Here is a 17891-nt window from a genome sequence, read left to right as displayed (position 1 = left end):
GGCGACGGGAACAAGCATCCTCCAGATGCCCAAAAACGCTTATCGCCCTTACCTACGCTGAGGTACGCCGTCAGGAAGCAGCGTTCAGAAGCCGGGCACGATGTCCTTGTCGTCGCCCCTTCCTTCATTGAGGCCGTAGACCCGGGCCGCCGTCGAAGTCCGATCCATGACACGTTTGTCGGCGACCGGCTCGCTATCATCGTCAACAGACTTGAAGAGATCGTCCTGCTCAGCTTCTTGAGAAAGCACGATTTGATGTTCCGGTAGAGCTGGATGGCGCTGCTGCTGGACGCCGCCCTCGTCCCCGATCGCCGCGTCGGCAATTTCGTCGCCTGCAGCCAGACGACCGTCAACGCTGCGCACCCGTCCAGTCCAGTCGTCCGTGCGGGAAGCCGGACGGTCTGCGTAAGGGCTGTCCCGCAGCACCGGGGAAGGTAGCACGCGTTCGGTAAAATTCCGGTCCTCATAATAGCGCAGCTTCTGGACGCGCAACGGCGGCAGCCCTGAAATCAGCACCAGCTCGTCGGTTTGGGGCAGCTGCATCACCTCGCCAGGAGTGAGCAGCGGTCGGGCCGTTTCCTGCCGGCTGACCATGACGTGCGACAGCCAGGGCGCCAGCCGGTGGCCGGCATAGTTGCGCATCGATCTAAGCTCCGTTGCGGTGCCGAGCGCATCCGAAATGCGCTTGGCGGTGCGTTCGTCATTGGAGGAAAAGGCAATACGCACGTGGCAGTTGTCGAGAATGGCACTGTTCTCGCCATAGGCCTTGGATATCTGGTTCAATGATTGCGCGATCAGGTATGCGCGAATGCCATAGCCGGCCATGAAGGCGAGCGCGGTCTCGAAGAAATCTAACCGCCCGAGCGCCGGGAATTCGTCGAGCATCATGAGGAGTCGATGTTTGCGACTCCTGCTTGGATCGCCCTCAAGGCGCTCGGTCAGGCGTCTGCCGATCTGGTTCAGGATCAGGCGCACCAAGGGCTTGGTGCGCGAGATGTCCGACGGCGGCACGACCAGGTAGAGCGATATCGGTCGCTCGGCATCCATGAGATCGACAATGCGCCAGTCGCAGGTCGATGTTGCCGCCGCGACCGTCGGGTCGCGATAGAGCCCGAGAAATGACATGGCGGTCGACAAAACACCAGAACGCTCGTTTTCCGATTTGTTCAGCAGCTCACGTGCCGCCGAGGCCACGACCGGATGGACCTCAGGCTTGTCGGGCGTGCCCAGGTGGTTGGTGGTCATCATCTGCTGCAGCGTCGCGGAAAAGGAACGTTGCGGGTCCGACAGGAAAGTGGCGACGCGGGCAAGCGTCTTCTCCTCTTCGGCATAGAGCACGTGCAAAACGGCGCCGACGAGGAGGGAATGACTTGTCTTTTCCCAGTGATTCCGGCGGTCCAGCGCGCCTTCCGGATCTACCAGGATGTCGGCGATGTTCTGAACATCGCGGACCTCTTGTGGACCCTTTCGTACCTCAAGCAGCGGGTTATAGCGCGCCGACCTAGGATCAGTTGGATTGAATAGAAGGCAATAGGAGAATTTCGACCGCCAGCCGGAGGTCAACTGCCAATTCTCGCCCTTAATATCATGAATGACCGCCGAACCGGTCCAGGACAGAAGAGTTGGAACAACCAGTCCGACGCCCTTGCCTGAACGTGTTGGGGCAAAGGCCATGACGTGCTCGGGCCCGTCATGTCGCAGATAGCGATCCTTCAGCTTGCCTAGGAAAACCCCGGCCGGCCGAAACAGCCCTGCCGTCACGATCTCCTGAGTCGTTGCCCACCTTGACGAGCCATAGGTCGTCACCGATCCGAGCTGTCGCGCGCGCCACAGCGAACCGCCGATGGCGGCGGCACAGCCCACGAACCCACTCGCGCCGGCGAGCGCACCGGCCTTATCGAAGACCTCGGGCGCATAGGCGTCAAAATGGTACCACCATTCAAACAGTTTCCACGGCTTGTAGATCGGCCAGCCAGCCGCAACAAACCACGGCGCGCCGAGTGGCGGCTGATGGCCCAGCATGTGCGCGCACCACTGCGTGGCCGTCCACACGCCGAGCATGACGATTGCGAATACGACGACGATCTGCCCAATCAGCAACTTCGTGGGCGTCATTGGCTTGCTCCGCTGTTTCGAACACCGGGGCAAGCATCGCGCGCCGCGATGTGAACTGAAATGCACACTACGCACGACCAGGTGCGATGAGGAGCAGCGCCGGGCTCGTCACAAGGATTAGCCGGAGCTATTAAGGCCTCGACGATAACGTCCGACTGCTCGTTCAGCCGAAGTGCATTTCTATCGAAGGGCCGTGACCATCATTCGACGGTAACCGATTTTGCGAGATTGCGCGGCTGGTCGACATCTTTGCCCATCAAGACCGCCGTGTGATACGCAAGAAGCTGTATCGGCAGCGCAAAGATCATTGGCGCGATAATCTCGTCGACTACCGGCAGCACGATCGTGTGCATCGTGTCGAGTTTCGAAGCAGCGGCCCCTTTCTCATCCGTGATGAGGATAATCCGACCGCCTCTGGCGGCCGCTTCCTGCATGTTCGAGACGGTCTTGTCGAAAAAGCGATCATGTGGCGCGATGACGATCACTGGCATGTTTTCGTCGACCAGTGCGAGCGGACCATGCTTCAATTCACCAGCCGCATATCCCTCGGCATGGATGTAGGATATCTCCTTGAGCTTCAGCGCACCTTCCATTGCCAGCGGGAAACTGGTGCCGCGGCCGATATACAGGACGTCATGAAATTTTGACAGTTCGCGCGATAGGAGCTCGACATCTGGCTTGATGCTGTTCAGGACCCGGCCCATGACGCCCGGCATTTCGGCAAGACTCGTGACGAGCGCCTTTGCCTCATCTTGCGTTGCCGTTCCACGGGCCCTGGCAGCGCCAATGGCGAGTGTGGCTAGAGCCACAAGCTGGCAGGTGAACGCCTTGGTGGAGGCAACGCCGATCTCCGGGCCGGCGAAGATCGGGAAGACGGCGTCGGCCTCCCGCGCGATGCTCGATTCCCGGCTGTTGACGACAGCGCCGGTCTTCAGCCCACGCGCCTTGCAGTATCTCAGGGATGCGAGCGTGTCGGCGGTTTCACCGGACTGCGAAATGAAGAGAGCCGCCGACTGCGGCGGCAACGGGATCTCCCGGTAGCGGAATTCGGACGCGACGTCGATTTCGACCGGCAGGCGCGCATAGCGCTCGAACCAGTATTTTGCGATAAGTCCAGCCAGATAGGCGGTGCCGCAAGCCGAGATCGCCAGGCTCGGGATGCCGGCGAAATCTATGCAAGACGTCGTGTCGGCGCGATTCCCTTCGAAGCTGGTGTGATAACCGAGCGCACGGGCGACAACCTCGGGCTGCTCATGAATTTCCTTCTCCATGAAATGGCGATACTTGCCCTTATCAGCCAGATATGCCCCGGCAAGGGAAGTCTGGCGCGGACGCTCGACGGGATGGCCATCGAAATTGAAGATGTCGACTCCTGTCTTGCCGATAACGGCCCAGTCGCCGTCGACGAGATACGTGACCGCATTTGTGAAGGGAGCAAGCGCGATCGCGTCGGAGCCCAGGAACATCTCGCCGACGCCATGACCGATCGCCAATGGGGGTCCATTGCGCGCCGCCATGATGGTGGACGGATCATCCTCAAAGAGAACAGCAAGCGCATAGGCACCCCTGACGCGCTTCAGCATGGCATGCATTGCCTCACCCCTCCCCATGCCCTCACGGCGGTATCGTGCCAAGAGATGTACGACAACCTCGGTGTCGGTATCGGTCTGGAACTCGGCGCCCGCCGCCGCGAGTTCATCCTTCAACTCGGCGAAATTCTCGATGATGCCGTTGTGAACCACGGCCACACCCTCCGCAATGTGCGGGTGCGCGTTGCGCTCGGTGGGTGCGCCGTGGGTCGCCCAACGCGTGTGTGCGATGCCGACGATCCCACTCAGCGGCTCTTCCTTCAACCTTCTCTCGAGGTTGACAAGCTTGCCCTTCGCGCGCCGGGAGTGCAGCGAGCCCTCGCAAATGGTGGCAAGGCCGGCTGAGTCATAGCCGCGATATTCGAGCCGCTTCAACGCGTCGACCAACCGCTCCGACACCGGCTGATGCCCGACAATGCCAACAATCCCGCACATGACTTCGTCTCCGAATTCTTCCCGGTAGCCTCAGTCGGCTCGAAGGGAACGCGCCAAGCGCTCAGCCTCCGTAGTAGAATTCTGCAAAACAGGTAAAATCGATTTTTGGGATAGCTGCCATCCAGCCAGCGGATAGGCGAGCATGTCTTTTGACATCCGGCGAGACGGATCGTTGATCTCGGCTCTGCAGGTCTCCTGACCTCAACTCACCCGTCTCGGAGAGTTAGTAAGCTGTCAAATTCGTCAGCGATTGGCGCAATTTGCGGCCATGTTCAGTGCTTTTTCGACCTTCGCGGCCGCGCAGATTGTCCCTGCAAGCTGTCCATCATGGGGACCGCCGCGTGTCGCGGAGAGGATGGCCCGGTGGCCGACTTAGTCGCGGAGTGTTCGGCGGTGCGGAGTTTCGGCCGCTGAAATTCAGCCGTGGCAACGTCGCCGAGTCGCCGACGCTGCCGCCGCAACCGCGCTGTGTCGATCTTAGACAAGGCCGAATGCCAGGCTCTGCCGATGGCCCTAAGGATCATTTGCATTGCTACCTTCCTCTGCTGCCCAGCGCATTCCCGTCGTCTGCGTCAGTCGATTTGGGATCGTGCATCAAAGATCGATGCCGATGCGAATCGGGTGGCTATCAGCCCCATTTTTCGCTGCCGATGCAAGCAGGCTCGGAGCACCTTGTCGAAGTCTTGCCCGGGCCGATCGAAGGCAGACCGCGTTCGTATAGCTGCGCAGGTCACGAGACGTTGGGCCCACTCCTTTGCCGACCGATGTTCCAAGAGATGCCCTCGCGCTGCACCAGGCCGGAAACCTCTTTGCCGACATGCCGCTCGAGAACCGGCCGCCATGGTACGAGCGTGAACTCTCGCGATTTCTCGATAACGGCGTATTTGCCGCTGGCGAGTTCAACTGACCGGCGGAGCGTGCCCTCTACGCGATGACCGGGCCGCGTTTCGGCATAGGACAGGCCAAGCTCTTCCGACAGTTGACCGGCAACACGGTTCAACTCCCGCTGGCGGAGGATCGAAACCATGTTGGCGCGATAGATGATCCGATCCTGCTCCTCATGAGCAAGGCCCTGCGCGATCAGCCACTGCTGCCGGCGGCTCCGCGCCTCCTGCACTTCACGGCCGAAGCCCGAATTGCGCAACCTCTCTGATGCCTCGGAGACAAGCTGGCTGTCGATCCAGGTCGCGCCGTCAAAGCCAACCTGCCGCTCCAGCGGCATCGATGAGAGCTTGTCGACCGTGACCGGCTGGGTCCTGGCCTGCTGGCGCTCGTAGGCGACGACACGATCGAGATGATCCGGCGCGATGATCCAGGTGCCGTCGGGCTCGCGCTCCACGCCCCCGATAGCGCGCCGGATTGCCTCCAGCCGGCGGACATGCGTATCGGCGAAGCGGTCGGTGGCGGCCGGATCGTGCTTCAGATGAATGTCGATGTTGTAGCGGCCGTCATGGGCAGCCGCGATTTCGACCACTGTGCGGTCAACCAGCCTGGGCTGTGTGTTCCTCGGCGTGACACGCACGATGCAGCCGTCGGGCGTCGGCTCTGTCGCCTCGCCCTTGCCGATGTCGATGTATCGGGTTTTGCCATCCACACCGTCGACGATGAGGTAATGCCGGTCGCTGAGCTCGTCGGCCAGCCCGCGCGCGACAACGCGGCCGACGACAGGGGCGGCCTGCTCGCCGGATCCATCGTGGATCACGCAGTCGGCGGCACTGCGGGCGATCCCCCTGCCCGTCAGTTCGCGATGCAAGGTCTTGATGATGTCGCCGCGTTCGCCGATGCGGCGCAGCGTCGCTTCAAGCCCGTCGTCGAGCCGCCAGCGGCGCGGGGCGATCTCTTCCGCCAGATGCATCCGCTCGAGCTTGCGCAGGCGCCCCTGGTGCAAGGTCTGTCGAAACGCGTCGCGGCTATCCAGCGAAACCAGCCCACTGTCGTCACGCAGCTGCAGCAGGCGGCGGTCGATGCTGGTGAAGCGTTCCTGCTGCATTTCCTGGCGCAGGCGATGCTCGATCTCGTGGTCGGTGCGCGGACCGAGATCGAGGCTGACCAGCTCGGCGGCGCGCTCGCGGATGCCGCTCGAGATGTATTCTCGCGCTATAACAAGATTCTCGCCGCGATCGTCCTTGCCACGCACGATGATGTGGGTGTGCGGATGGCCGGTATTGAAATGGTCCACGGCAACCCAGTCGAGCTTCGTGCCGAGATCCTCCTCCATCTGTGCCATGAGCCGCCGCGTCAGTGGCTTGAGGTCGTCAAATTCGATGCCGTCCTCGGGTGCGACGATGAAGCGGAATTGATGGCGATCGCCATCGGCACGATCGAGGAAGTCCTTGCCAGCGACGCAATCGCTGTCGGCGCCGTAGAGCTGGCCAGGCGCGCCGTCCCGGGTGACGCCGTCGCGCTGGATGTAGCGCAGATGCGCACGCGCCCCGTCCGCGCTCTTGCCGGCCAGCTTGACGACACGCGCCTTGACGACGACCCGGCGCTGGCGGAAGGCTGCATGGCGATCGCGTGATTTCAGCAGCGCGGCCGTCGCCCCACCCCGGCCTATCCTGCTGCCCGCGAAGCGCCCACCACGCTGGGGCCGGCCACCAGCTCGGTTGATCGCCGCCCGCACCTGGCCGGCAAAGCGTTTGCCGGCCTTCGAACCACGGGAGCCAATCTTCCCGAGCTTCGGTCTGAACTCGTCATCCCTCATGCTTGGCCTGCGCCTGGAACAGAGTCGAATCAGCCATTTGCGCTCCGAAGTTCTCCTGACGCTGGAGGGTGCCTCCGGCAAAAATGATGTGCAGACAGACACTTCGCCGGCCCTGGGAGGCGGTGCCTTTATCTTGCCTTCCGCGCCCCACCCCTTTGGACGCGTCCGGCCCCCCATTGCTAGCGTTCCGGCTCTTTGACATGTGCGACATCCCTCCCCAGCGGCACGAAGAGATCGCCGTTTCGCGCAAAAGCGCGACCACCATTTTGCGGGAAAAACAGCGAGCGCCCCGAGGGTGCATCTTGCCTGTCCGGAGCGACAGATTTGCCCTTGAACTGCTCGATGTCGGTTCGCGAAACTCCGGCAGCCCGGAGCTGCTTGAGGTAGTCGACGGTCTCTTTCGGCAGCGGCGTGCCGCGCTTCAGATGCGCCTGGTAGCGCTCGGGTCCGGCGTTGTAAGCGGCAAACAGCCCGGGGAACCCGAAGCGGTCATACATGGCGCGGAGATAGGCAGTGCCGGCCAGAATGTTGTCGTGCGGATCGTGGGGATCGGCGCCCAGTCCGTATTGCGCGCGCATGTCCTGATAGGTTTCCGGCATCACCTGCATGAGGCCCATGGCACCGGCGCGCGAGGTGATCGGCCGGCCGTGGAGCATCGTCTTGCCGCCGCTTTCGGCATCGATCACCGCGTAGATCCAGGCCTCGGGAACACGGAAACGCTTGCTTGCTTCGGCAACGAAGTGCCGCCATTTTCCAAGCTGCGGACTATGGGAGATGGCGACCGGCTCAGCGCCGGTCGAGGCGGAACAGGCGCATGGCGCGACAGCGATCATGCCAAGCATCAGGAGGGCTACTCGGTCCATAGCGGCGCGAGCCTCCCGATGATGTTGGTGGCTCGGACCGGCCCGAAATAGCGGCTGTCGAAAGAGCGCGGTGCCTCGCCGTTCAGCACGAAGAATTCGTCGTCAGCGAGCGCGCGGCAGCCGCTCCACCAGGGCAGCGGACGGCCTTGGGTGTCGGTAACTAGCCGACGTGCGACGATCTTGCCGCCGATGATGATCGCCTCGTTGAAGGCGCAGACACGTTCGTGCGGCAGCGCGGCAATGTGCTTTACAAGGGGAACGCCGTTCGGGAGATAGCCGCGTTCGGCAGCGAGGCCGGCAATGGCATCCGGTGCGCCGGCGAGCACCAGGTCGCCGCGTGCTGGCGCTCCCGCCACGACGCGATAGAGGCCAACCGGCGCGCTCGCCGAGGCGTTCCAGATCAAGAAGGGCGATGGGTTTGCAAGGGGGCCGAAGGCAACCAGGCCAAGGGCAATCGCGGTCGCGGCGATCGCCTTTGTCGCCCGAGCACGGCGCAGGCGGCTGCCGGTCAGACCGATGGAAGGAGGCCGGCTCATGAACGGCCTCCATCGTTGGAATGGGTCTGGTTATGGCGGCCTTTCGACCAGTCGTCGAGCTCGTCGATGTGGTAGCGGACGTAGCGGCCATGCTTGCGGAATTTCGGGCCGCCGCCCTTGAGCCGCATCTTTTCCAGCGTGCGCTGGGAGAGCCCTATGTAGAAGGCGGCTTGGGCTGTGTTGAGAAACGGACTGCCCTTTTTGGCGCGGGCGGCGCGTTCGTTTTCGTTGTCCATGATGATCCTCGTTTGGCTTGCGAGCGAGACGAGGATGGGGGGGCGAGGTCGTCTTGGGGACGGGCGAAGAGTTGGGGGCGAGTTTTCGCCGCTCTGTGGCAAGAGCCCCGCGCCGGCTGCGGCGCGGGGCTCCGATGAGCCCGATCAGTCGGCCGGGTTCCAGATGATGGCGTAGGTGTCGTCATCGTCCTGGCCGGCGGCGCGGCCCAGATTGGCGTAGAGCTTGCGCGGTCCGAACTCCGGCGCGGCAATCGACAGGCTCACATAATCCTTGCCGGAGGTCTCGCCGGTGCGGATCCAGCCGGCGCCAACTTCGACCCCTTGCGTCAGCACCCTGTAGTCGGGATGGTTGTCGGCGCTCTTGGCCTGGTTGGGGATGATGTCGATGTCGGCGCGGACGCTGAGGGTCTTGAGCTGGCCCTTGTAGGCGCCGTTTTCCTGCTTGTTGACGTAACCGATCGCGGTCATTTCGAAGTCTCCTTTTGCTGTCGCCGGGGACCATCCCCTGCGATGGCGGACCGTGATGGATGCGTCCGGAGCGCCTGAACCTGACAGGGCCGCAGCGCCAGCGGAGGACCCGAGCAGGCGGCTTTTTTGAAGCGGAGCGGCGCGAGGAAGCCGCCGCAGGCGGCGGGGAAAAAAGCTGCTGGCGAGGGTTTCGGGCGGCCGGACCCGTCCATAGGTCGACAAGCCAGCCGCAGGGGATGGTCCTGGCAGGGAGCATGGAGATCGTGGCGAGCGCGGTCGCTGCAGCCAAGCCAAGCAGGAGAGGATTGCGGGACTGCGGCTGATGCCGCGCCATGCCGATCGAGATCGTGCCCCACGGGTCGGGCGCCAGGGCAGGCATCCGACGGGCTGAACGACCTGCGGGACCAAGGTGGTTTGCCGGGCTGGATTGTGCCGCTGGAAACGGGGGGCAAAGGTCACGAACATGCGGCCATTGCGACCGGGGTGCGATGCCGAGCGGCGGCCATCCTGGCAGCCGCCGCCCAGCTTGACGGGCTATTGGCAGTCGAACAGGGAGCGGACCCGTGCCCATTGATCGGCGGTGCGCAAGCCGCCTCGATCCGTGTAGCTTTCGACCGGGAATTTCATCCAGCGCGGCAGCCAGGCCTCGACCTTTTGCCTGCCGTTTTCGCCGGACAGAAAGTCGCGGATGATTGTCTTTTGCGTCTTCACCTTCTCAGCGACATTGCCGTCCGCGACATGCTTGCCGCCGATTTCGGCAAGCATCGAATTGGCAATTTCCCTGTCGCGCAACAGGTCGAAGAAGGCGTCGTCCGGTTGCCAGCAAGCGGCGGTGTCGACATTGAGATGATTGCCGAGCGCCTCGATGACGGCACTGCCGGCCTCAAGCGTCTCGGCCATGACGATGCCGAGAACGCGCATCACATCATCGTCGGACAGCGTCAGCAAATGCGCAAACAGGCTTGCCGTGCCGAAGTCGCCGCCATTGCGGCCAGCGACCGCGCCACCCTCGTCCGGTTCTCCAAGCAGCGCCAGGACCTCGCGCCGCTTATCCGTGAAGGCGGTTTCGGCCTTGCAGGCTGAAAGGCTTGCCGCCACGATTTCGTTGGCGGCGCGCTGCGGCTCGGTACGCACCTGCCACAGGCTTGAGCCGGCAATCGCATGTGCCACCATCAGGCGAAGGGCTGCGGCCGGACGGTCAAGGAGCGCCAAGCGCACGATGGCATGACGGTGCAGATCGACATAATTCTGCATCGGTCCAGTGACTTCGGGCCGCGAGGGTTTGTCCGGGGTCTCGGCCTCTGCGGCCTCGCCATTGGCTCGGGCGCGGCGGGCTTGCTTGTGCGACAGCCAGCCCTCGTGACACGCGACCTCGCCGCGATGCGAGACTGATATAAAGACCTTGCCGCCCTTCTTCTTCGGCGTCTTTTCGTGGTCCCATGCGTGAAAATGTTGACTCGGTTCGAGCACGATCACTTCGCTCCATCCGGCCTCAAGAAAGGCGTTGCGCGTGGCGGCTATCGCCTCATTCTGCTTGAGCCAGAACAGGTCGGCGTCGGCAAAATAGCTTTCCTCGCCGAACAGATCGGAGACGATCAGGCCGGGATAGTCCTCGATGGCGAACAGCGCCACCTTGGTCGAGATCGACTGGCCGCCGAACAGCCATTGCTTCAATTGCCAGCCGCGCGGCGCGCGGTTGTCGGGATCGGCAAAGAGCGCCAGCCAGTCCTTCTGCTGCGCCTTCGAGGCCATGGTGAGATGGCGCACCGTCTCGGCGTCGATTTCCTCGCGGCGATAGGCTTCGCGAATCCTGGGCAGAAGCTCGCCGAGCGCCAGAATCCGCTTCACCTGATGCTCGGTGAGGCCGAACGTGGCCGCGATATCGGCGATTGTGCGACCTTCCCTGATGAGGCGGGAAAAGGTTTCCCATTGCGAGACCTCGTCGGGATCGAGGCGGGCGATATTTTCAATCAGGGAGGCTTCGAGCGCGTCGGCGTCGTCGCCATCCTCCATGATGGCGCATGGCAGCGGCGCGGCCTTGCCGCGCTCGTCGGCAACGGTCTTGGCCGCGAAATAGCGTCGGCGCCCGGCGACGATCTCGAAGGTGTCGGGCGAGCCGTTGGGCCGCACCAGAAGCGGAACAAGGACGCCGCGCGCCCGCACCGAGGGCAGGATGTCGGCGATGTCGGGCGCGCGTTTGGAATGCCGCATGTTGGCGGCGGCGATGCTCAATTGGTCGATGGAAACGTGGGCAAGCTGCATGGTCTTTCTCCTTTGCTATGGCCGAAATTGCCTGACCGCGAGGCCGCTGGCCGAGCGGCGCGACGGTTTTGCGCCGGAGGGCGCTATTGTTCCGCCCGGTCGGACGGAAGCTCGGGAAGGGAAAGCGAGAGGGCGGCGGCGGCCTGCCGCAAGAGCCCTTCGGCCTCGGTGATGTGGCCGCATAGGCGAGCGGCTTCGGCATAGACCGAGAGCGGAAACCGCGCCTTGAAATAAAGGTCGCGCTCGATGCCGAGGCCAAGCGGTCCCTTCACGGTTTGGAGCTCGGCAAGGCTGACGCTGCCGAGTTCGGGGAAGCCCAATCCGAGATCACAGAGGCCGAAGAGTGTATCGCCATCAGCATCGAGCTCGCTCAGGAGCCAGGTGGCGGCGCCCAGCGGATTGAACAGTTTCACGACCGGAACATGGTCGGCTTCGGTCTCGGCAGCGCCATTGGCGAGCAGAAGAAGGCGCAGTTCGTCAGTGATGAGGATCATTGCGGCGTTCCTTCAAAACGGTTCGTGATTGACGGCGGGTTGACCAACAGGCCGGTATTCAAGGGGTTTCCGCGCGGCCGCATCGCGCGCCGTCAGAAGCGCAAGGCTCTCGCGTAGGGCGACGAAGCGCGCTCATGCGGCGATCTCGGCATCCGCCTCGCCTTCCACGTCGGCATTGAAGCCGAGCAGGAGATCGGCGGCTTTCGAGGCATGGCTGGCGGCGCGGAAGATGGCGCGATTGTCCTCGCGCAGCACGCTCAGCCATGAGCCGATATAATCGGCATGGCGCACGGTCGGCTCGATGCCCATAGTGCTGCAGACGAAGGCTGCGCAGATTTCAGCGACCAGTTCCTCGCGCGCATAGGCCTTGGAGCCGAACGAGCCGGAGAGGTCGCGCGCAAGGCGCGTCGGGTGGCCGGTCCAGTGGCCAAGCTCGTGAAAGCAGGTCCGGTAATAGTTGATCTGCTGAAAGAAGGCCGGTTGCGGCGGCACCTGAATGAAGTCGCAGTCCGGCATGTAGAAAGCGCGATCGCCGCCGATGCGGACATCAGCGCCGGTTGCACGAATGAGCGCCTCGGCCTGCGGGATGATCTGGCGCTGCGGCAGCGGTTCGGCGGCGGCATGGAGATGTCCGGGCAGGTTCTCGCACTGCGCGACGTTGAAGACGGTGAAGCGCTTCAGGAAGGGCACCGCCTGTGGTTCGTCGCCATCGACCTTGGCGCGTTCCTTTTCGTTTTGCGGAACAAAGCGGTCGGCGTGAACGATGGTCGTGCCGCGCTCGCCTTTCCTGACATTGCCGCCAAGGGCAAGCGCCTGCCGGAAGGTCAGCCAGTTCTGGCAGGCATAGCTGCGCTCGATGACCGCGCCCCACAGGATCAGGATATTGATGCCGGAATAGCGGCGCTCGGTGGCCGCATTCCTGGGCAGGCCGAGGCCTGCCTTTGCGTTTCCCCAGGGCTTGACCCATGGCACGATGCCGCGCTCGAGCTCGGCAATGATGCGGTCCGTGATCTCTTGATAAAGGCTGGCGCCTGCGCGCCCGCCCCTGCTTGCGCCAGCCTTTCGGCTGCCGGAACGTTTGTTGGTTGAACGCATGCCCTGGTCCTCCGCTCGCCAAATCGCGCCCTCCCCCGGAAGCGGGGTGGGCGGCGAAAACGACCGGAAAGGCCCGCCGTGAAAGGCGGACCGCATCCGAAGGACCGGAACGCAGAGGAGGACCCGAAGCGCAGCGAAGGGTTGCGGGATGCCGCGGCGGGCCTAGAAGGGAGAGCCGCCCACCGCGCGCACCCGGGGACGGCCTAAAAGACAGACCACGCCGGCCGATCGGCCGGCGGCCGTGCGCAGCCGAAAGGCGGCCCAAGCCAGGGGGCGAAGCCGGATGGCCGAGACCGCCTGAGCCTTGCGAAGAAAAGCGGGCTCGGTGCACGAGCACCCGGCGCGCGCCTTCAGGCGCGCGGGATTCAGGACTGGTGGTCGGCACCGCAGCTGATGTGATACCATCGATCCTTGCGCCTGGACGCGTGGATATGGTCGACGCCGCAGAGCCGTGAATTTCCACCTCTCGGCGCCCCTTGCCGCGTAACGGGGAGAGCGTCCAGGAGCGAGATCGCGGCCGCCGGAATCTTGGGTGATAGCCGCACGCCGGGAGACGGCGCCATGTCCGGCGTCGCGCTCGCGCCCCGCGTTCCGGTCTGGTCAAGAAGCCAACCGCGAAGAAGGCGCTCAGGAGCACATCAAAACCCCAGCTCCCAAAGACGATCCCGAGACCCTCGGTCAGAACGGCACTTTTGCAGCTGTCGAAGATTTGCCTAGGCGCGGGCATCAGCAATGGAGCGTTGCAGTCGGGCCATCCCCACTTCCCCTGGGATTACTTCGTCGCCGACCACCAACGCCGGTGTGCCCTCGATATACAGATCTTTGGCGAGTGCGAAATTGCGTGTGATGGCATTTGCGATGGCTGGGTCTTGCATGTCCCGCTTCAGCTGCTCGAGATCGAGGCCCACCCGCTCTGCAACGGCTAAGGTGGTGCGCTGGTTGAGGAAGCCGGGGAAAGCCATGAGGGCGAGATGGAACGCCTGATACTTCCCCTGTTTGTACGACGCGAGCGCTGCGCGCGCTGCAAATTTGGATGCTGGCCCCAGGACTGGGAGTTCCTTGAACACAAGCTTCACATTGGGATCATTGCTGAGGGCCTCCTGTAGATCGAGAGCTGCCGCCCGGCAAACGCCGCAGTTGTAGTCGAAGAACGAGACCACAGCGATATCGCCATCCGGATTGCCCGCAATTGGCGAGGCTGGGTCGTTGAGGAGGGCGTCGCGCCGCTGTGGAATGCGTATGCGCAAGTCAGCCGCTATCAGGCGTTGGTCCTCCACACATTGCAGGTCCTCGGCCGTATCCAGATGTTGTTTCAGCGCTCCCAGCGCGAACAAAGCTAGGGCCAACAAAGCGATTACTGTGACAAGGGCGGCATTCAGCCTGGACATGGGTGGGCTCCAATCAAACATGAACGGCAGGACGCCCGCGGCGCCGGCACCCCCGGCACGTTGCGGCGCTTCTCCCGTCGCGGCTCTCCGGTCAAGCGCCGCACCCCCCGTGCCGCAATTCCCGTGCCATCGCCGCCCGCAGCAGGAGCTCACGCAGCGCTGCGCCGCGGAAAGCGTGGGCCATCGTGCATTGAAGATCACTGTGGCTCACAGCTGACTTCGTAGGCTGGGTGGCCTCGCTCGACGGGCGCACCATAAGATGGCGCAACCGGCGGCGGTTTCGCGACATAAGGTCGGGAACCGTTCAAACAACTGGCGGGGATTTGTCGGCGCTTCCTGTGCACTTTGCAGAAAATAGGTCTGTGAAATTTCACAGAGCGCGGCCACAAAACTCGAACTGTAGCCGAGTCCTCCACTGTGGCTCGCTTTGCAAGCGCTAGTTCATCTCCGGCCCGGGGAGCCACTTAATCCAGAAATGTCTTGAAACCCAAGGATTGCCCGGGTTTCCGCTTCCCCAGAGATACACCGCGCGATACACTGCGGGGTAACCGCCCGCATTGCGTACCATGCGAAGGCAGACCTTCAACACATCTGGGCAATCCTCGCTGGTACCGGATGCCGCCTCGCCGAGGTCTCAGGTCTTCGCGTTGCGGACGTGCATGTTGACCACGTCGTCCCGCACATCACGGTTGAGTGGCACGATGACCGCCGCATTAAGAATGCCGTATCGCGGCGGAATGTGCCGTTGAGAGGTCGCGCGCTGGAGGCCGCAAAGGAAGCCGTCAAGGCTGCCGGCAGCGCAACGATGCTCTTTCCGACCTACGGGCGTCCCAAAGGCGCCTCCTCAGCATCTGCTGCCTTGGGCAAGCACGTTCGGGCCTGCGTGACGGACCCAAAGGCTACCACCCACTCGCTTCGCCACCTCATGAAAGACCGACTACGCTTGGCCGGCGTCACAAAGTCGGACCAAGACATTGTTCTGGGTCACTCATCGGGCAGCGTTGGTGAGGACTTATGGGGCGACGAGGCGCGGCTTGAGGTTGCGAGACGGGCGCTTGAGAAGGCACTAATCTGACGGAACTTTCAGCGCATGACTTTGCTGGTCTCAGCGATGATTTTGGGGTTCTGCCCAATCGCAATCGTGTAACTGAAGCGCGCCACACCTTTTGCCTGCTTGTGCCTTGGCAGGCTGCGGACGACCCAGTCATAAGTGCCCGACACCATGCATCGCTCATTGGCACAGGTGACTATGACGCTCTCGTCGTGGAGATTGTATCCCCGTTCCGGCCATCGTTGGAAATAGCTTCTCTTGTCGGCGATGATCGAGCTTAGGTCCGTTGGCTTTCCGTAATAATCGACGATGCCAGCATACGAATTTTGAACCTGAGCGATCGCCAAATCTGCGTTGTCGCCATGGTGCTCGATGAGCCCCTTGATAAATGCTACCGCCGCGCTCTCTAGCTGCCGCTCGTCTGCGCTGGCTTCAGCGGGGGCCGGACTGGGCGTTGGCGACACACGCGACGTGTCAACGGACGGCGGCGTGGTAGAAACGTTGGTTACGCGCAGTTCAGCCATCTCACTGGCGGAGAGATATCGCATATCAAACCTGTCGTAACTCAATGCTACGGCCATCAACTTGGGGTCAACGCCCATCTCGGACATGTAGGACATGATATCGGCAGTTACGGCTTGAACGTTGGCCACAGCCTCGTCGGTAGACATTCCGTTCTCTGGGGCGAAGGATGAGCGATGAACACCAATAGAGCCCGGGTCGGCAACACGGCGAACGCCACCCATGTAAGCTAACGAGCAAGCCGACGCGCACTGCAACTGTCGGACTTGAAGCGTATCAAGGCCGGCTGCCCGGATCAAACGTCCAAGCTGCATTGCACTTCCGATACTGCCGCCCGGCGAGTCGAATACGACCACCCTAGCCCCACTGCTTGTGACAGCGTGGCTAAACTCATTCAGAGGTTCGTTGACCCCAAATTCACCAGAGACGATGAGAAACGGAAGCTCGCCCGGCGACGATACCGGCTTGTATTCCAGAGCCTTAGCTGAACTTGATGTGGCGACAATAACTGACGCGACAGCGAGAAACTTCACAACCGAACGCATAACCCAACATCCAAACCCACCAACCTCAACTAAGAGCCACTTAAAGATCTATTTCAAGGGGCAACTGGACCGGGGCAACTGGCGATGAGAGAACTGGTTGAAATTCAATGTCTGTTGGGAACATTAAAACGATGTGTAACCTCTACAACCTCACCACTTCGCAAGAGGCCATCCGCCAGTGGACCGGTACCTTGCGGAACATCTTGGGCAACCTTGAGCCGTCCATTGACATCTATCCCAACTGGCCCGGCCCCGTGGTCCGAAACGCTCTCGAAGGGGGCGAGAGTTGGCCTATCTCCTGAGGGGAATGCCGTCACCTTCGGAGCGAGTGACAGGCAAAGCCGATTACGGGACCACCAACATTCGCAAGACCAACTACTTTCATTGGCAGCCGTATCCGGCACCGGACGACGCTTTGGTGATTGTCGAGAAGCCCGCCACGCAGATCAAGTTTCCGCTGGGCTCGACACCCGGTGACCAACTACGTTTGCTCTAGACAGTGCGGACGCCCAACCGATGAACAGCAGCCCTCAATCCTCGGAGTCGGCGATGCGCTTCCATTCGCCGTCGCCGGTCATAAATTGGCTAAGGCGGCTGATAATGCAAATCAGCTCGACGAGACGCACCGCATCGACATCGCGCGTATGCATCGTCGGACGGCGAGTGGCGATAAGCGCCTGTAGGTCAAGCCGCAGCCTTTGTTCGTTTGGAAAGACGTACCCGAACGCTTGATTCCAGTTATCCGCGCGAAGCACGATCGCCATCAGGTCGCCAAGATCGAGATAAGAAAGCAACGCTTCATCCCGCTCGCCATTCGCCATCGCCGCCGCGCGAAGATCACGCGCCTTGTTACGGATTTCGCCCCCAACCCTCTGCTTGAACCACTGCGGTCCGCCCACCGCTTCCATCTTCTTCGAGATGAAGGACCGCAACGCGCGCTCAAAGAAGCCTATCGCGCTGAAGGCATCATTTCTGGGATTGGCCGACCGTATCTGAACGGACAGCCCCGCAACGTCCAGCAGCGCGACGGACCTACCAGCTTCCGAAGCGCCGGCCGCGAAACCGCTCTCTATGACAACCTCGATCGCACCAGTTGACGTGGTCTCGATCAGACCCGGGTCAACCTTGGCTTCGCGGTAGTGTCGTTGGCGCATTTCTGGATCGCTCCAGAAGCGGTTTGGCAGATCAGACCGCGTGTGCCAGTTGCCGAATAGCTCCTCATAGGCTGTGAAGCTTGATCTCGCCGCGAAGCCAAGCACGTCTCCAGCACCAGCCAGTGCGGAGAGCTTCAACCGGGTTGTCTGCAGCCCAGCGGACAGAGTTTCCGCTCCCAGAGCGCTCAGACGCAAGCGGCCTACCTCAGCCGAGAGGCTCAAGACGCCAGTAGCGGCCCGCTGGATTAGCTCGATTTCTTTGTTTGGCGTGCCAGTCGGCATGTGCACCGCGAGCGTACCCGTGCTAGCGAGTTGGCTTGCCCACTGGGTGGCGCGCGCAATCAATGCCATGCCAGGCGATGCCTGAAGCTCGGCAATGGTCGGCGATAGGGTCGATCCCCTTGCCTGCAGCTCGGCGAAGGTCTGCGATAGGGCCG

General features: G+C 62.4%; 14 protein-coding genes and 1 pseudogene. 2 read left to right on the top strand and 13 right to left on the bottom strand.

From position 1 onward, the window contains the following. Positions 1 to 84: 84 nt before the first annotated feature. From LB547_RS23890 to LB547_RS23840, 11 genes are all read right to left on the bottom strand, one after another. Positions 85 to 2115 (bottom strand): conjugal transfer protein TraG, encoded by a 2031-nt coding sequence (locus LB547_RS23890; RefSeq protein ID WP_064993431.1) that lies wholly within the window; start codon positions 2113 to 2115, stop codon positions 85 to 87. Between the two features lie 200 nt (positions 2116 to 2315). Continuing rightward, positions 2316 to 4139: a glutamine--fructose-6-phosphate transaminase (isomerizing) gene (gene glmS / locus LB547_RS23885; protein WP_064993430.1), complete on the bottom strand. Its 1824-nt coding sequence runs from the start codon at positions 4137 to 4139 to the stop codon at positions 2316 to 2318. Positions 4140 to 4869: 730 nt separating this feature from the next. Next, on the bottom strand, positions 4870 to 6840 hold the full coding sequence (rlxS, locus tag LB547_RS23880; protein WP_064993429.1) for a relaxase/mobilization nuclease RlxS: 1971 nt from the start codon (positions 6838 to 6840) through the stop codon (positions 4870 to 4872). Positions 6841 to 7019: 179 nt separating this feature from the next. Next, a complete protein-coding gene (locus LB547_RS23875; protein WP_064993427.1) occupies positions 7020 to 7703 on the bottom strand; it encodes a lytic transglycosylase domain-containing protein in 684 nt (227 codons plus the stop codon). Continuing rightward, positions 7691 to 8239 (bottom strand): S26 family signal peptidase, encoded by a 549-nt coding sequence (locus LB547_RS23870; protein WP_064993426.1) that lies wholly within the window; start codon positions 8237 to 8239, stop codon positions 7691 to 7693. The genes LB547_RS23875 and LB547_RS23870 overlap by 13 nt, the downstream gene beginning before the upstream one ends. Then, positions 8236 to 8475 (bottom strand): helix-turn-helix transcriptional regulator, encoded by a 240-nt coding sequence (locus LB547_RS23865; protein ID WP_064993425.1) that lies wholly within the window; start codon positions 8473 to 8475, stop codon positions 8236 to 8238. The genes LB547_RS23870 and LB547_RS23865 overlap by 4 nt, the downstream gene beginning before the upstream one ends. Positions 8476 to 8619: 144 nt before the next feature. Beyond that, on the bottom strand, positions 8620 to 8943 hold the full coding sequence (locus LB547_RS23860; RefSeq protein ID WP_013533279.1) for a DUF736 domain-containing protein: 324 nt from the start codon (positions 8941 to 8943) through the stop codon (positions 8620 to 8622). Positions 8944 to 9477: 534 nt separating this feature from the next. After that, positions 9478 to 11205: a ParB/RepB/Spo0J family partition protein gene (locus tag LB547_RS23855; RefSeq protein WP_064993423.1), complete on the bottom strand. Its 1728-nt coding sequence runs from the start codon at positions 11203 to 11205 to the stop codon at positions 9478 to 9480. An 83-nt stretch (positions 11206 to 11288) separates the two neighbouring features. Then, entirely contained in the window at positions 11289 to 11699 is a 411-nt protein-coding gene (locus LB547_RS23850) for a DUF2958 domain-containing protein (protein WP_064993422.1), read from the bottom strand. A gap of 132 nt (positions 11700 to 11831) precedes the next feature. After that, a complete protein-coding gene (locus LB547_RS23845) occupies positions 11832 to 12794 on the bottom strand; it encodes an ArdC family protein (protein ID WP_064993421.1) in 963 nt (320 codons plus the stop codon). Between the two features lie 713 nt (positions 12795 to 13507). Further along, the gene (locus LB547_RS23840) at positions 13508 to 14182 is read right to left on the bottom strand and encodes a DsbA family protein (RefSeq protein WP_064993420.1); all 675 of its coding nucleotides are present in this window, start codon (positions 14180 to 14182) and stop codon (positions 13508 to 13510) included. A gap of 493 nt (positions 14183 to 14675) precedes the next feature. Here LB547_RS23840 and LB547_RS32705 point away from each other — a divergent pair, with 493 nt between their 5' ends. Continuing rightward, positions 14676 to 15257 (top strand): tyrosine-type recombinase/integrase, encoded by a 582-nt coding sequence (locus LB547_RS32705; RefSeq protein ID WP_084015709.1) that lies wholly within the window; start codon positions 14676 to 14678, stop codon positions 15255 to 15257. A gap of 8 nt (positions 15258 to 15265) precedes the next feature. On the opposite strand, the gene LB547_RS23830 is transcribed toward LB547_RS32705, so the two are convergent. Next, positions 15266 to 16300: a hypothetical protein gene (locus LB547_RS23830; protein WP_064993418.1), complete on the bottom strand. Its 1035-nt coding sequence runs from the start codon at positions 16298 to 16300 to the stop codon at positions 15266 to 15268. Between the two features lie 286 nt (positions 16301 to 16586). Here LB547_RS23830 and LB547_RS23825 point away from each other — a divergent pair, with 286 nt between their 5' ends. After that, the gene (locus tag LB547_RS23825) at positions 16587 to 16796 is read left to right on the top strand and encodes a hypothetical protein (protein ID WP_224655926.1); all 210 of its coding nucleotides are present in this window, start codon (positions 16587 to 16589) and stop codon (positions 16794 to 16796) included. A 34-nt stretch (positions 16797 to 16830) separates the two neighbouring features. On the opposite strand, the pseudogene LB547_RS23820 reads toward LB547_RS23825, so the two are convergent. Then, a pseudogene (locus tag LB547_RS23820) lies at positions 16831 to 17891 on the bottom strand (Swt1 family HEPN domain-containing protein); the annotation flags it as partial.

It is taken from the genome of Mesorhizobium sp. B264B1B, assembly GCF_020165765.1.
GTDB lineage: Bacteria > Pseudomonadota > Alphaproteobacteria > Rhizobiales > Rhizobiaceae > Mesorhizobium.
Note: the sequence above shows the minus strand (reverse complement) of the source record. Positions and strands in the feature narration are given on the sequence as shown.

Excerpts from the sequence above, each read along its gene's own strand:
- LB547_RS23860 (WP_013533279.1), bottom strand. The coding sequence starts at position 8,943 with ATGACCGCGATCGGTTACGTCAACAAGCAGGAAAACGGCGCCTACAAG.
- LB547_RS23830 (WP_064993418.1), bottom strand. The coding sequence starts at position 16,300 with ATGCGTTCGGTTGTGAAGTTTCTCGCTGTCGCGTCAGTTATTGTCGCC.
- LB547_RS23855 (WP_064993423.1), bottom strand. The coding sequence starts at position 11,205 with ATGCAGCTTGCCCACGTTTCCATCGACCAATTGAGCATCGCCGCCGCC.
- LB547_RS23870 (WP_064993426.1), bottom strand. The coding sequence starts at position 8,239 with ATGAGCCGGCCTCCTTCCATCGGTCTGACCGGCAGCCGCCTGCGCCGT.
- LB547_RS23850 (WP_064993422.1), bottom strand. The coding sequence starts at position 11,699 with ATGATCCTCATCACTGACGAACTGCGCCTTCTTCTGCTCGCCAATGGC.
- LB547_RS23840 (WP_064993420.1), bottom strand. The coding sequence starts at position 14,182 with ATGTCCAGGCTGAATGCCGCCCTTGTCACAGTAATCGCTTTGTTGGCC.
- LB547_RS23890 (WP_064993431.1), bottom strand. The coding sequence starts at position 2,115 with ATGACGCCCACGAAGTTGCTGATTGGGCAGATCGTCGTCGTATTCGCA.
- LB547_RS23875 (WP_064993427.1), bottom strand. The coding sequence starts at position 7,703 with ATGGACCGAGTAGCCCTCCTGATGCTTGGCATGATCGCTGTCGCGCCA.
- LB547_RS23865 (WP_064993425.1), bottom strand. The coding sequence starts at position 8,475 with ATGGACAACGAAAACGAACGCGCCGCCCGCGCCAAAAAGGGCAGTCCG.
- rlxS (WP_064993429.1), bottom strand. The coding sequence starts at position 6,840 with ATGAGGGATGACGAGTTCAGACCGAAGCTCGGGAAGATTGGCTCCCGT.
- glmS (WP_064993430.1), bottom strand. The coding sequence starts at position 4,139 with ATGTGCGGGATTGTTGGCATTGTCGGGCATCAGCCGGTGTCGGAGCGG.
- LB547_RS23845 (WP_064993421.1), bottom strand. The coding sequence starts at position 12,794 with ATGCGTTCAACCAACAAACGTTCCGGCAGCCGAAAGGCTGGCGCAAGC.